Origin of the sequence: Methanolobus sp. WCC1, from assembly GCF_045690315.1 — an archaeon.
Lineage (GTDB): Archaea > Halobacteriota > Methanosarcinia > Methanosarcinales > Methanosarcinaceae > Methanolobus > Methanolobus tindarius.
In genome coordinates, this window is sequence record NZ_CP146979.1 from 935,059 (window position 1) to 947,615 (window position 12,557).

12 protein-coding genes and 1 tRNA gene are annotated in these 12,557 nt (G+C 40.9%); 7 read left to right on the forward strand and 6 right to left on the reverse strand.

Features of this window, described 5'->3' with window-relative positions:
- Window positions 1–41 precede the first annotated feature (41 nt).
- Both V7O61_RS04745 and thiD read right to left on the reverse strand, forming a co-directional pair.
- On the reverse strand, window positions 42–1,337 hold the full coding sequence (locus tag V7O61_RS04745) for a DEAD/DEAH box helicase (protein WP_023844187.1): 1,296 nt from the start codon (window positions 1,335–1,337) through the stop codon (window positions 42–44).
- Window positions 1,338–1,413: 76 nt separating this feature from the next.
- Entirely contained in the window at window positions 1,414–2,745 is a 1,332-nt protein-coding gene (gene thiD / locus V7O61_RS04750) for a bifunctional hydroxymethylpyrimidine kinase/phosphomethylpyrimidine kinase (RefSeq protein ID WP_288070967.1), read from the reverse strand.
- 281 nt (window positions 2,746–3,026) lie between these two features.
- Here thiD and V7O61_RS04755 point away from each other — a divergent pair, with 281 nt between their 5' ends.
- The 3 genes from V7O61_RS04755 (at window position 3,027) to purF (ending at window position 4,973) form a co-directional block, all read left to right on the forward strand.
- Entirely contained in the window at window positions 3,027–3,245 is a 219-nt protein-coding gene (locus V7O61_RS04755; protein WP_023844185.1) for an LSm family protein, read from the forward strand.
- Between the two features lie 118 nt (window positions 3,246–3,363).
- Entirely contained in the window at window positions 3,364–3,534 is a 171-nt protein-coding gene (locus V7O61_RS04760) for a 50S ribosomal protein L37e (RefSeq protein WP_023844184.1), read from the forward strand.
- Between the two features lie 23 nt (window positions 3,535–3,557).
- Entirely contained in the window at window positions 3,558–4,973 is a 1,416-nt protein-coding gene (purF, locus tag V7O61_RS04765) for an amidophosphoribosyltransferase (protein ID WP_407282576.1), read from the forward strand.
- A 368-nt stretch (window positions 4,974–5,341) separates the two neighbouring features.
- On the opposite strand, the gene V7O61_RS04770 is transcribed toward purF, so the two are convergent.
- The 3 genes from V7O61_RS04770 to V7O61_RS04780 all read right to left on the reverse strand — a co-directional run bounded on the left by V7O61_RS04770 (window position 5,342) and on the right by V7O61_RS04780 (window position 8,717).
- A tRNA-His gene (locus V7O61_RS04770) sits at window positions 5,342–5,416 on the reverse strand.
- Window positions 5,417–5,539: 123 nt separating this feature from the next.
- On the reverse strand, window positions 5,540–6,319 hold the full coding sequence (locus V7O61_RS04775; RefSeq protein ID WP_407282575.1) for a sulfide-dependent adenosine diphosphate thiazole synthase: 780 nt from the start codon (window positions 6,317–6,319) through the stop codon (window positions 5,540–5,542).
- A gap of 61 nt (window positions 6,320–6,380) precedes the next feature.
- Entirely contained in the window at window positions 6,381–8,717 is a 2,337-nt protein-coding gene (locus V7O61_RS04780; RefSeq protein WP_407282574.1) for an ATP-binding protein, read from the reverse strand.
- Window positions 8,718–8,939: 222 nt separating this feature from the next.
- Here V7O61_RS04780 and V7O61_RS04785 point away from each other — a divergent pair, with 222 nt between their 5' ends.
- Entirely contained in the window at window positions 8,940–10,067 is a 1,128-nt protein-coding gene (locus tag V7O61_RS04785) for an AAA family ATPase (protein ID WP_407282573.1), read from the forward strand.
- Window positions 10,068–10,127: 60 nt separating this feature from the next.
- Window positions 10,128–10,400 (forward strand): hypothetical protein, encoded by a 273-nt coding sequence (locus tag V7O61_RS04790; protein WP_023844179.1) that lies wholly within the window; start codon window positions 10,128–10,130, stop codon window positions 10,398–10,400.
- Between the two features lie 46 nt (window positions 10,401–10,446).
- Here V7O61_RS04790 and V7O61_RS04795 read toward each other — a convergent pair whose 3' ends face one another.
- Window positions 10,447–11,367, reverse strand: a complete 921-nt coding sequence (locus V7O61_RS04795; RefSeq protein WP_288069883.1) for a ribonuclease Z — start codon at window positions 11,365–11,367, stop codon at window positions 10,447–10,449.
- A 232-nt stretch (window positions 11,368–11,599) separates the two neighbouring features.
- On the opposite strand from V7O61_RS04795, the gene V7O61_RS04800 reads away from it, so the two are divergent.
- Together V7O61_RS04800 and V7O61_RS04805 are read left to right on the forward strand one after the other, a co-directional pair.
- The gene (locus tag V7O61_RS04800; protein ID WP_023844177.1) at window positions 11,600–11,974 is read left to right on the forward strand and encodes a 30S ribosomal protein S8e; all 375 of its coding nucleotides are present in this window, start codon (window positions 11,600–11,602) and stop codon (window positions 11,972–11,974) included.
- A gap of 60 nt (window positions 11,975–12,034) precedes the next feature.
- Window positions 12,035–12,526 (forward strand): Lrp/AsnC family transcriptional regulator, encoded by a 492-nt coding sequence (locus V7O61_RS04805; RefSeq protein ID WP_048135727.1) that lies wholly within the window; start codon window positions 12,035–12,037, stop codon window positions 12,524–12,526.
- Window positions 12,527–12,557 lie beyond the last annotated feature (31 nt).

Sequence of the window (12,557 nt, forward strand, 5' to 3'; positions counted from 1 at the left end):
TTAATTATCTGGATTGTTATTGATTGTGTTTATGGTAAGGATTAGTTGTCACCTTTCAGCAACATTTTTGCAAGGGCAGATGCTATCTGTTGATAATCCACACCATCATCTGCTATGCCAGCAACGAACTCATCATATTTATCGAGTTTACCACGTCTGATGAGCATTTTTATCTCATCTGCAATCCTGTTTTCCTTAATTTTCTCGATGTCTCGGTTGCTTGGAAGTTCTCTCCTGATGATGGCAGTATTAGTGGTTTCTTCAATGGATTCCAGTTTTCCCTTTTCTTTTGCAGTTACAAAACTGTATGCAAGTCCGGGCCTGCCGGCACGTGCAGTCCTTCCTATTCTATGCACATATATTTCCGGATCATGGGGCATGTCATAATTGAAGACAACCTCAATGTTATCAACATCTATTCCCCTTGCGGCAACATCCGTAGCAATAAGGATGCCTATATCCTCATCCCTGAATTTGTTCATGCGCTGCTCTCTCTTATTTTGTTTTACATCTCCATGCAGGGCGTCAACAGGGTAACCTCTGGAGCGCAGCTTTATGACAAGTTTGTCAACTTCTTTCTTGGTATTACAGAATATAAGGGCCGACTTGATGTTCTCAGCTTCGATAAGTCGCCTCAGGGATTCAGGTTTTGCGTTATCCTTAACTTCGAAATAATATTGTCTAACCTGAGGCACTGTCATTTTTTCCTGCACCACTTTTATGTGGACAGGTTCATCCTGGTACATATCTGTAAGTTTCAGAATAGGTTCTGGCATTGTTGCTGAAAACAGGAGTGTCTGCCTTTCTGTAGGCGTGCTGTCAAGTATTCTTTCGATGTCGTCCCTGAACCCCATATTCAACATTTCATCAGCTTCGTCAAGCACAACAATTCCTATATCGTCTGTTTGAAAGTTCCCTCTTTCCAGATGGTCGATTATTCTTCCGGGTGTACCCACAACAATTTGCATACCATTTTTCAGGCCATTTGCCTGGGATTGCATTGCAGCTCCGCCGTAAACAGGTAATATTTGCATTTCAGGTATGTATTTTCCAAGTTTATCAAGTTCTTCTGCTACCTGTATAACAAGTTCTCTTGTCGGGCAAATAATGAGTGCCTGGGTCTTCTTCTCTTCTGGTTCAAGCATTTCCATAAGCGGTATGCCAAAGGCTGCAGTTTTACCTGTTCCTGTCTGGGCATGGCCTATAACATCTTTGCCTTCAATTATGGCCGGTATACACTTTTCCTGGATCTCTGTTGCTTTTCTGAAACCCATTTCACGGATACTTTTCCTTATTTCCTTTGACAGGTAAAGGTCTTTAAAAAATTCTGCTTCCATTTTATCTTCACTCTTGTGGATGCCGGGGATTAACTGTTAATTAAGTGTGTTCCTGGCAAATATAATTAATATCTAGTCATGGCTGGTACTTTTCGGCTATCTTTCTGGCAGTCTCAGCAACATCTATGGCATTTTTTCCCATTATTCGTATCATTGCTTCTTTTCCGATTCCGCCTTTGTCATATATTATATCTGGTATGGATTTAAAAGTCTCAATTGCAAAGGATGTCCCCCAGTCCATTGTGTGTGTATCTGAAGGTTCATTTTCTCTTGAGAATGATGATATGCTCAGTCCCATTTCCCTGCAAATACCAACAATATCTTCTGAATATTTGATATTCACTGATGCTTTGAATGATGAATCATATTTCATCGCAGTCAGGATTATTCTGGCAACATGGCTGCTCGCGCCAAATTCAATATCACCAACGACATGGACATTGTTTTTGAGTTTAACAATCCTGCCCGTAACTGCTGCTACATCTGCAGGGCTTTTTGCACTCGGGAGTGCCATTGCGATATTGCATCCTACTTCAGGAATGAGATTTGCAAAAGCATTTGATTCCTTTAATAATTGCACTCCATCTCTCACATTATTGATGGTTATGTATCTTTCTGCATTGTTCAGGAGCCATGCAAGCTGGTTGACCGGTCCAACGCCTTTGCCCACGGGCACGCTGCCTTTGATGCCTTCAACAACAAATTCCTTTGCCATTCTTGCAGCTTCTTCTATGCTATGTCCTTTTGCAAGGTAAGATGCAAGAGAAGAGGAATAAGTACATCCTGAACCGTGGGTTCCGCCTTCTACAAAAGTTCCGGGGATTGTAAAGTACCTGTCATTACAGGAGTCATATATTATGTCTGATGCATCAAGGTGTCCTCCGGTGACGATAACGTATTTAATTCCGGTTTTACTGATTACTTTTGCGGCAATTTTTGCGTCTTCAACTGTTTTTATCTGCATTTTTGCAAGTGTGTTTGCTTCGTTGATGTTTGGTGTCACAACTTCTGCAACAGGTAAGAGTTCATCTCGCAGGGTTCTTATAGCTTCTTTGCGAAGCAGATCACCACCCGCCTCTGCAGACATAACCGGGTCCACCACAAGTTTTAACTTGTGTTTTTTTACCATATCTGCAATAGTTGATGTAATCTCTGATGAGGACAGCATTCCGGATTTTGCCCATGTGATGTCCATGTCTTCACAGACTGCATCGACCTGCTCAATAATAACATTACAGGGGATATCGTAAGCACTTTTGACTCCCAATGTGTTCTGGGCGGTAACTGATGTGATGGCACATGCAGGGTGAAGTCCCAGTGAAGCTATTGTCTTGATATCGGCTTCAATTCCCGCACCTCCACCGGAATCTGAGCCGGCTATGGAAAGTATGACTGGTATTTTGCTCATTTAATCCCTCATTTGTTTTCTGACGTGTGACGGAGCTCTTAAATGCCTTGTCGCCTATATAACAGTTGGTCAATTGGACCTATATATCTTTGCGACTCATTTTCATAGTTTTGCAGTCTTCTGGATATCTGAAAACTGTTAATCTCGATAGTTTTATATACAGCATATGCAACATTGAGCATCGCAATATGTATATGTAAATAAACAAATTTACAAGCTAGATATTAGCTACAAGTTTAAGTGTAGAATTAATTCAGATTTATTTAACTGAGGCGGCGAAAATGGGAAACAGACCTCTTGATATATTGAACGATGCTTTGAACACACCTGTAATTGTGAGACTTAAAGGCGCAAGGGAATTCCGTGGAAAACTCCAGGGATATGACGTACACATGAACCTTGTACTTGATGATGCAGAGGAACTTAAGGAAGGAGAAATTGTAAGAAAACTGGGTAGTGTTGTAATCAGAGGTGACAACGTAGTATACGTTTCTCCCTGAAATGAACGTAACCTATAAGAACTACTAGCAATATCAAGGGTAACCTCCAAGCTGTAATTCATAGGCTTCAAAATTATTATTAACCAATTAAAGAATTTCATATTAAAGGTGATTATAAATGTCAAAAGGTACTCCCTCAATGGGTAAAAGACAAAAGCGCACACATGTAAAATGCAGGCGCTGCGGTAGTGTTTCACTCAACATTCATACAAAACAGTGCACATCATGTGGCTTTGGAAAGAGCTCACGCATGAGAAGCTACAAGTGGCAGGCAAAGTGCAAATATTAAGTCTTTTTAGACTAGGGATATAAATGCGCGAAGAATGCGGTGTTGTAGGGGTTGTACAGTTCGATGAAGAACCACATCCAGTCCCTTCCGCGCTTCGTATCTATTACGCGTTATATGCTCTGCAGCATCGTGGTCAGGAATCCGCAGGAGTAACTGTCCATGATGGTAAGGAGCCTCATACCTTAAAGGGTATGGGTCTTGTGCCTGAGGTTTTCAACAAGGATGAACTTGTTGGCCTGAAAGGCAATGTGGGTATCGGCCACGTTCGCTATTCTACTTCCGGTGACTCACGCATAGAAAATTGCCAGCCTTTTATTGTAAAATATAAGAGTGGTAATGTTGCTCTTGCACACAATGGTAATCTTGTTAATGGTTATGAACTGCGCGACCAGCTGGAGGCGGAAGGTCATGTATTCGTTGCAAATTCTGATACCGAGGTACTTGCCCACCTTCTTGTGAAGGAACTTTTGAAGTATGATCCGGTTGAGGCTGTGCGCAATGTGATGAAGCAGCTTAACGGTTCATATTCATTGACTATAATGATTGATGATATGCTCATGGCAGTCAGGGATCCTGTTGGGTTCAAACCGTTATGCTTTGGTACAATCGATTCAGGTTATGTGGTGGCTTCCGAGAGTGTGGCTATTGACACCCTTAACGGTAAACTTCTCAGGGACGTAAATCCCGGTGAGCTTCTTATTTTCCGTGATGGTGAAATTGAATCATACCAGCTCTTTGAAGAGAAATATTGTGCGCATTGTGTTTTTGAATATGTTTATTTTGCACGTCCTGATTCTATAATAGACGGACAGCTTGTCTATAAGGTTCGTGAAAGAATAGGTGAAAGACTTGCCCGTGAACACCCGGTTGATGGGGATATGGTATCTCCTGTGCCTGACTCGGGTATAACTTCTGCTATTGGCTATGCAAAAGAATCAAAGATAGACTACGAAGAAAGCCTTATGAAAAATCGTTACATCGGCCGCACATTCATTCTTCCGGGCCAGGCAATGCGTGAAACTGCCGTGCGCCTGAAAATGAATACTATTGGTCAGAATATCAAAGGCAAGAAAGTAGTTCTCATTGATGATAGTATTGTAAGAGGAACCACCTCACGCCGTATCATTGACATGGTGCGTAATGCGGGTGCTACTGAAGTGCATGCCCGTATAGGAAGTCCTCCAATAATTGCACCATGTTATCTGGGAATAGACATGGCTTCCAGGGAAGAGCTAATAGCAGCTCACAAGACTATCCAGGGTGTTGAAGCAGTTATTAATGCGGATTCTCTTGGTTATCTCAGTGTAGATGGTCTGGTTGAATCAATAGGAATAGAGCGGGATAATTTATGCGTTGGCTGCCTTACAGGTGCTTATCCTGTAGAAATTCCTGGCGAAGATATGTGCCAGAGAAGACAGTTAAAACTTAATGAGTTTTAATCTTTTTTTCTTTTTGTCACTATGGTTTAATTTTTGACAAAACAATCCTTTCATATTTTTTTATACGTTATATATTCAAAAAACCATACAACTGGTGTATAAAATCTATACTGTTATATAGTAGGAGTGCATAGACAAAAATAATCCGTTATAGGATTTGCAAGGATGTACCACCCCTTGTAATGGGATGGGGTTAATTCTTATACAGTCTTAATGGTGAGGTGGTGGTAAATGCAACGTTATGTTGCATTTCGAAAAACGTAACTTCTTTTAGTCATCTGTTTTGGTACTTATAGTAATCATTAATGTAAAATGAGATTTAGTTAAGGTAAAATCCTGATTAAAACAGATAAAGTCAATATGAAAAATGGGGCCGGGATCGAGAATCGAACTCGAATCGTAGCCTCCACAGGGCTACAGGATAACCGCTACCCTACCCCGGCTCGAAGTAGGTGCCTTACTTGAAAGCACCCTATAGATGTCCGTCTCTTACATAAACCTTTTCCTTTAGAAGCATGTTAAACAGTGTCCTTAGGCGGTTTTATTTATAAATAATATCTATTCTTTTATTCATTTCCCAGTTTTTCAATTGCAATTTCCGCAGCTCTTTTACCGGAGAGCATCATTCCACCAAAGACCGGCCCCATTCTGTGTGCTCCTGCAACTGCATTTGCGGCCATTCCTGCTGCAATTAATCCCGGATATACTTCTTTGGTAGTATCCATGAGGGCACGTTCTCCAACATCGGCCCACATTGGTTTTTCTCCTGGAATGCCTGAGCCTATTTCAGCACCAGGTATTTTTCTAAGAATCGTATTGCATATTCCTGCATCATGTCCGGTTCCGTCAATAACAACTTTTGCCTTGATGGCAAGAGGATCAACATGCAGTCCTGTCATGGAAACAGTCCCCCAGTTAATAACAAGTCCACACACAGCATCATTTTCGCGGATCATGACATCTTCTACGTCAATCAGGTTGAAGATCTCCGCACCTGCCTCCGTGGCTCCACAAATAAGTTTTGCAACAGATTCCACTGAGCTTGCAACATAGTATCCTTCTTCGTACTCGTGGTAATTGATATCAAAGTCGTCAAGGATATGTTTTGCATCTTCCTGCACAACTATACGTGGGAACATCATTCCTCCTCCCCACATTCCTCCGCCAATTGAGAGCTTTTTCTCAAACAGCACAGTTTTAAGACCCGCCTCTGCCAGATACTTAGCAGCCACAAGGTTTGCAGGTCCTCCACCTACAAGTGCAACGTCAACATCTGTGTAATCAATAAAAACCTTTGAAAATTCATCAACTATAGCCCTTGTTATGATTAGTTCATCAAGTTCCATCTTATTTCCTCACGCGATATTAGATATCAAGGGCTTCTGATGTCAATTATATTCCTTAAACCTAATGCAACATCGGGTGTATTTCTGTCTTTGTATTCTGGTTCACATTAGTTCCGGTTGAAATTTCAATTCCTATGGCGGATGATGTATCATCTTCCAGCATTTCATGGCACTTTTTCAGCTTTACCCAGAACATGCTGCCAGTTCCTTCCGGGTTGTCTTCAACACCTACTGTTCCTCCAAGAAGCTCAGCTATCTTCTTAACAATGGCAAGCCCAAGTCCTGTTCCTTTAACTCCGCTCTTATTAACTCTCTTAAAACGGTCAAAAACGAGTGGTTTTGCATCATCTGATATTCCTTCTCCTGAATCTGCCACAGTTACCATCCACACATAATTCAGGTCAACAACATCAATGTTTATCTCTGAGTTTTCAGGACTGTATTTAATAGCATTGGATATGTAATTGGCAAAAATTTCCTCTACAATAGGATTGAGCATCGCAGGGTAACTTCCGTCTGCCCTGACGTGAAGTGTCATATTCTTATCGTGAAGTTGGTGCTCGAATTGTTCTATGACATTCCTCATGCTTGCCATAATATCAATTCCTTTTAATTCCAGCTCTTCTGTTGCTTCAAGCTTTGCAAACTTGGCAGCAGTTTCTATCATGTCAATGAGCCTGTTAGTATTACTCTGTACTCTGTTTATTATTTTCACTTTTTTAGGGTCATCTTCCATCTCGTAGAGTACTTCTGAAAATCCTCTGATGTTTCCTGCAGGATTTAGCAGGTCATGGCGCATGATATCGGTGAACAGGTCTTTTAGTTCATTGGAATGTCGTAGTTCTTCCTCTACTTTCTTTCTTTCATCAAGATCCATTGTAGTACCGGTAAACCTGAATGGCTGTTCATTATTCCATTCTGTGATTTTACCTCTGGCAAGTATCCACTGCCACCTGTCTTTGCTGTTTTTCATACGGAATTCCGCTTCAAAAAAAGGTGTCTCACGGTTTATATGCTCACTAACAGTATTATCTACCAATTCCAGATCATCAGGATGAATGAGTTTTTTCCAGCTCATTATGTTTTTTTCAATATCTTTGACATCGTAACCGATCATTTCTGCCCAGCGTTCATTATACATAACCTCGTCTGTCCTGAGGTTCCAGTCCCACATTCCAAGATCCGCCCCTTCCATGGCAAGTTCCATGACCTGCTTTGTCTTTGCAAGCCTGCTTTCCATATCCAGACGTGCTGCAATGTCACGCACAACAGCAAGGGCATAATTATGGTGGTCATGGGTTACAAAAGTAATATTCATCTCTGCTGGAATCTTTGTTCCATCCTTTTTTGTTAGTGTCTGGCCTGGTTGCAGGTATCTGTCTCCTGCAAGATCTCGAAGGTCATTTTTCCAGAATGTGTCCTCAAAAAGCAAATTAAGATCCTTTTCTTCCATGACGGTCAGCTCATCAATGGAGTATCCAAGTTCTTTGCATGCAGTTTCATTTGCATCAAGGATACGGTTCTTTTCCATATCTATAATAAAAATGAAGTCATTAGACCTGTTAATGAGGTCTTTAAAAAGTCCAAGGTCTTTAAGGAATGACCTGTGATTAAGTGCTGTGCTCATAATCTCAGACAAAACTTTCAATGTCTGGATATTATCAAGGTTGCAATCATTTTTGCTTGATATACTTTCTATACTGATAAATCCTATACATTCTGATTCAGATTCTACCGGGACTATCATCAATGACTGGATGCCATCTGATAAGACAATGTTTCTTTCTTTGTCAGCAGCAGCCAGAAGGTGTTCTTCTTTAGAAATGTGTACCATCTTCTTTTGAACAATCTTTTTTCCTGTCCATGGGAATTTTGAGTAAGCTGTTGATTCAAAAACACTTTTCTTCTCAGGATTTCCTTCACTTTTCCAGCTATGGGATATATATGGGTCACCATTTGCTTTGAATAAAAAAAGGTAGCAATATTCGGCATTACAGAATGAAGCTGTTTTCTTTAAAATCTCATCCAGGGTTCCTTCTATGTTTCCCGGTTTGATGAACATTGAGATAAGTGAAGATATCATGTTCTCTATTCTGGTGTTGCGGGAAACGAGATACTCCAAACCGTGATGCTTTTCATTAAGTTCTTTATGCATTTCGTCCAGTTCGCTTATCTTCATTTCCAGTTCTGTATTCTTCTTTTCTATCTGCTTACTTGCATAGATGATTATTGTGAACGTGGAAGTTATCAAAGCTAAACTGACAATCAGGGAATTCGTATCCTTAGCAAGCACAAAAGGTACAACTAATACTAATCCGAATATGCTGATTATCAGAATAAGGACAGTGTTTACCACACTGGTGATCTTCATGTTTTTCAGTGTGCGTTCATGCATCATCAATCTATTATTATAGTATTTCTAACTATATTTATCATTCGTTTGCTTCTTTGTTCTAATATTTTATAGAGTTTTATTTAACCGCATATTTTAAATTCAGGATTACAGTATGTGATGAAACTCCGGTCTTTTAGGCCATAAACCTCTTTTGAACTTTAAAAGAGGTTTAAGGGTTAGCTTTAATAGCTTTCTTAAATCAATAAGTATTAGAAAATAAAAGAGATGATACATATAGTAAGGACTGCCCAGAAAACCACTAGCAAATCCAGCAGGGAATCAAGTTCTGAACCTGGGGAAAGTACAGCAGATTTTCTCATCCTGGAGCCTGCCGGTTATCCAATGACAAGTCTTCTCGATGAATATCCTGAAATTACAGATCCGGGAGTTTTCGAACACTATGCACGTGAACAGTGGAAGGGTTACACCGCGCACAAAGGTGATTATCTCTTTGACCGCAGGATGTTTCCTGATTTTGCATACAAGGTGACTGATGTTGAACCACCTGCTTCTGTCATCGGTCAGAATACACATATAATTGTGAATGAAACCGTAATTAGCAGTACTCCTGCTGTTGAGTTCAGAAGTGATGTCACCTTTGATAACGTTATCGGGCAGCAAAATGCACGCAAGAAGTGCAAGTTAATTGAACGTTTTCTGGAAGCACCTGAGAAATTCGGTAAATGGGCACCAAGAAATGTACTTTTCTTCGGTCCGTCAGGTACCGGAAAAACTATGCTTGCAAAGGCACTTGCAAATAAAGCACATGTTCCTATTCTTCCTGTAAAAGCAACGGAACTTATCGGTGAATTTGTAGGTGAAGGTGCCAGGCAGATTCATCAGTTGTACGACCGTGCTCAGGAAATGGCTCCATGTATCATTTTCATAGACGAGCTTGATGCCATTGCACTTGACCGCAGACATCAGGAGCTGCGTGGTGATGTTGCAGAGATAGTCAATGCCTTGCTGACTGAGATGGACGGTATTGTTGAACGAGAAGGTGTTTGTACCATAGGTGCCACCAACCGCACAGGTACTATTGATCCTGCCGTTAGGAGCAGATTTGAGGAAGAGATTGAGTTCACACTACCGGATGAGAAGGAACGTCTTTCGATTCTGGAATCCAATGTAAAGACATTTCCCATACCTGTGAAGGACCTTGATCTGTCTGCCATTGCAAAAATGACCGAAGGACTTTCCGGAAGGGATCTTGTAAGCAAGGTGTTGAAGACTGCTCTTCATAATGTTATTATTGAGGACAGGGACTATGTTATTCAGGATGACCTTTATGCTTCTGTGAAAAAACTCAAGAACATTCCTGCACCAACAAATGCTGACAGGATGTACATCTGATCTGAAAGTGTCTTTTTCTAGGATTATCTTTTTAAAAGCTGACAAATATATCGGAGAGCTATGTCTGAGGTAAATGAATCTGACCGTTTCGAATGTGTCATTGTAAATGTAATTGACACTCTTATGTGGAAAGGAGTCACTGTTCAAGAGGTAGAGTCTGGTGGTCGTGCGTATTTCGGCAAGGTCAAACCAGAAGGATTTGATTATGGTCCGGGAGACACTCTTTATATTGGTATAAAACGCCTGCCATATGATCTTGAAGATATGGAAATATCAATGGAAGTTTCACTTTACGATGCAAATGATAAGAGACTTGACTGGACCTTCCTTTAAATAGATCCAGTTCCCTTTTCTACTTTTATTTTCCTGATTACCCTGTTCAGTTTTTGTCCCGGAAGGGTACGTCAAGTTCCATCAGGTCATTGGCAACAATTACATTATCAAATATCTTCTTAGCTTCTTCAAGCAAATGTGTCGGATTATCTGAATACCTGGAACTTATGTGGGTAAGTACAAGTTTCAGGACATCAGCTTCTTTTGCAAGTTTTGCTGCTTCTTCTGATGTAGAGTGCATAGACTCGATAGCCCACTGTTGCTGGTCGCTGGCAAGTGTTGAATCATGAATAAGAAGGTCTGCATCTTTACTCGCTTCAAGTATTGCCTTGCAGGGACGTGTGTCTCCTGTATAGACTATTTTCCTGCCGGGTCTCATCTCCCCAACTACATCTTCAGAATTTATTGTTTTTCCATCTACTTCTACTGCTTCTCCTTTATGGAGTTTTGAGAAAAGCGGTCCGGGCGATACTCCAAGTTCAATAGCTTTCTGGCGGTCAAATCTGCCGGGTCGCATGTTTTCAACCAGTGCATATCCAAGGCTTGGTATACTGTGTTCGGTTTTGAGTGCTACAATGGAGTAATCGTCTCTTTTTACTACATCTCCCGGTGACAGGTCAATAGCATCTATCTCAAATTTCAGTTTGTAGTATCCAAGGGAACTGAGTATCCTTGCAAATTCATGAACCCAGTGAGGGCCGTATATCTTCAGTGGTTCTGTTCTTCCGTGGAAAGACATTGTCTGTATAAGGCCGGGAATTCCAAGTATGTGGTCGGCATGAAAATGTGTTATGAATATGGATGACAGTGCTTTCATCCCCGTTTTGGCCCGCATCATCTGTTGTTGTGTCCCTTCTCCGCAATCAAAAAGCATAAGCTCGCCTTCACGATTAATAATGATGGCCGATGGATTGCGTTCCGGGGTTGGAAGTGATCCTCCCGTTCCAAGAAATGTTACGCGAAGCATACATTAATATAAGCGCTGGACTTATTTATGAATTGTCTATGTGAGGTTATGGAAAAGCTGATTCTTCTTCTCATTTTTGCTTTTCTGTACAGGGAGTATATGTATTTCATCACTCGTAAAGTTCATATAGCATCTTATTATTAAAGGAACGTCCATAAATCATACCAGATTTAATCCGAGTTACAAGGTTAATTCAATTCATAATTATATAACAATCATAAGAGGATATATCATGAAATGGCAAGGTAGATCTAGAAGAACCTACACAGGTGCTAAAATCAAGTCTGCTCGCAGCAAAAGAAAGTTCGAGCTTGGTCGCGAATCTGCTGACACTCACATCAATGAAACAAAAAGAAAGAATGTTTCTACAAGAGGCGGAAACAGAAAGGTAAGGCTTCTCCAGTGCAATGTTGCAAATGTAACAGATGCCCAGGGTAAGACCCAGAAGACTACCATCGAAACCGTCACCGGAAATACTGCAAACGAGCACTACGTCAGGCGTAACATCCTTACAAAGGGCTCAGTTATCAAGACTCCTCTTGGTAATGCAAAGATCACAAGCCGTCCTGGTCAGGATGGAGTTGTGAACGCGGTATTGCTCGAGTAATCGGGCATTCTTTTTTCTTTTTAATTTGATTGTCTGGTGTTATGGGGTTGCTAATAAATGATGGATAATAATACACGTCATGTTCTGGAATGTCTGGAAGAGGATGCAAGAATAAGTCATGAAGAAATTGCGACCCTCACAGGACTTACTATAGACAAAGTTGACAGGATTGTAAAAGAGCTTGAAGAAAGCGGAATCATCCGCAAGTATAAGACTGTAATTGACTGGGATCTTGCCGGTGATGAGTATGTCTATGCGATTATCGAGCTTAAGGTCAGCCTTGAAAGGTCAATAGGTTACCAGCCTCTTGTTGAACGTCTGTATAAGTTCCCTGAAGTCCGTTCAGTGAGACTTCTATCCGGGCAATACGATCTTTCACTTACGGTATCTGGAAAGACAATGAAAGAAGTTGCTTTCTTCGTTGCCGAGAAGATTTCAACTCTTGAACAGGTACAGCATACAACAACTCACTTTGTCCTGAAAACATACAAAGAGGATGGTGTAATCCTTCATGAGCAGGACCATGTTTCACGTTTACCGGTGACTCCATAATTTATTATTGAGTCACATTACAGGATGTATA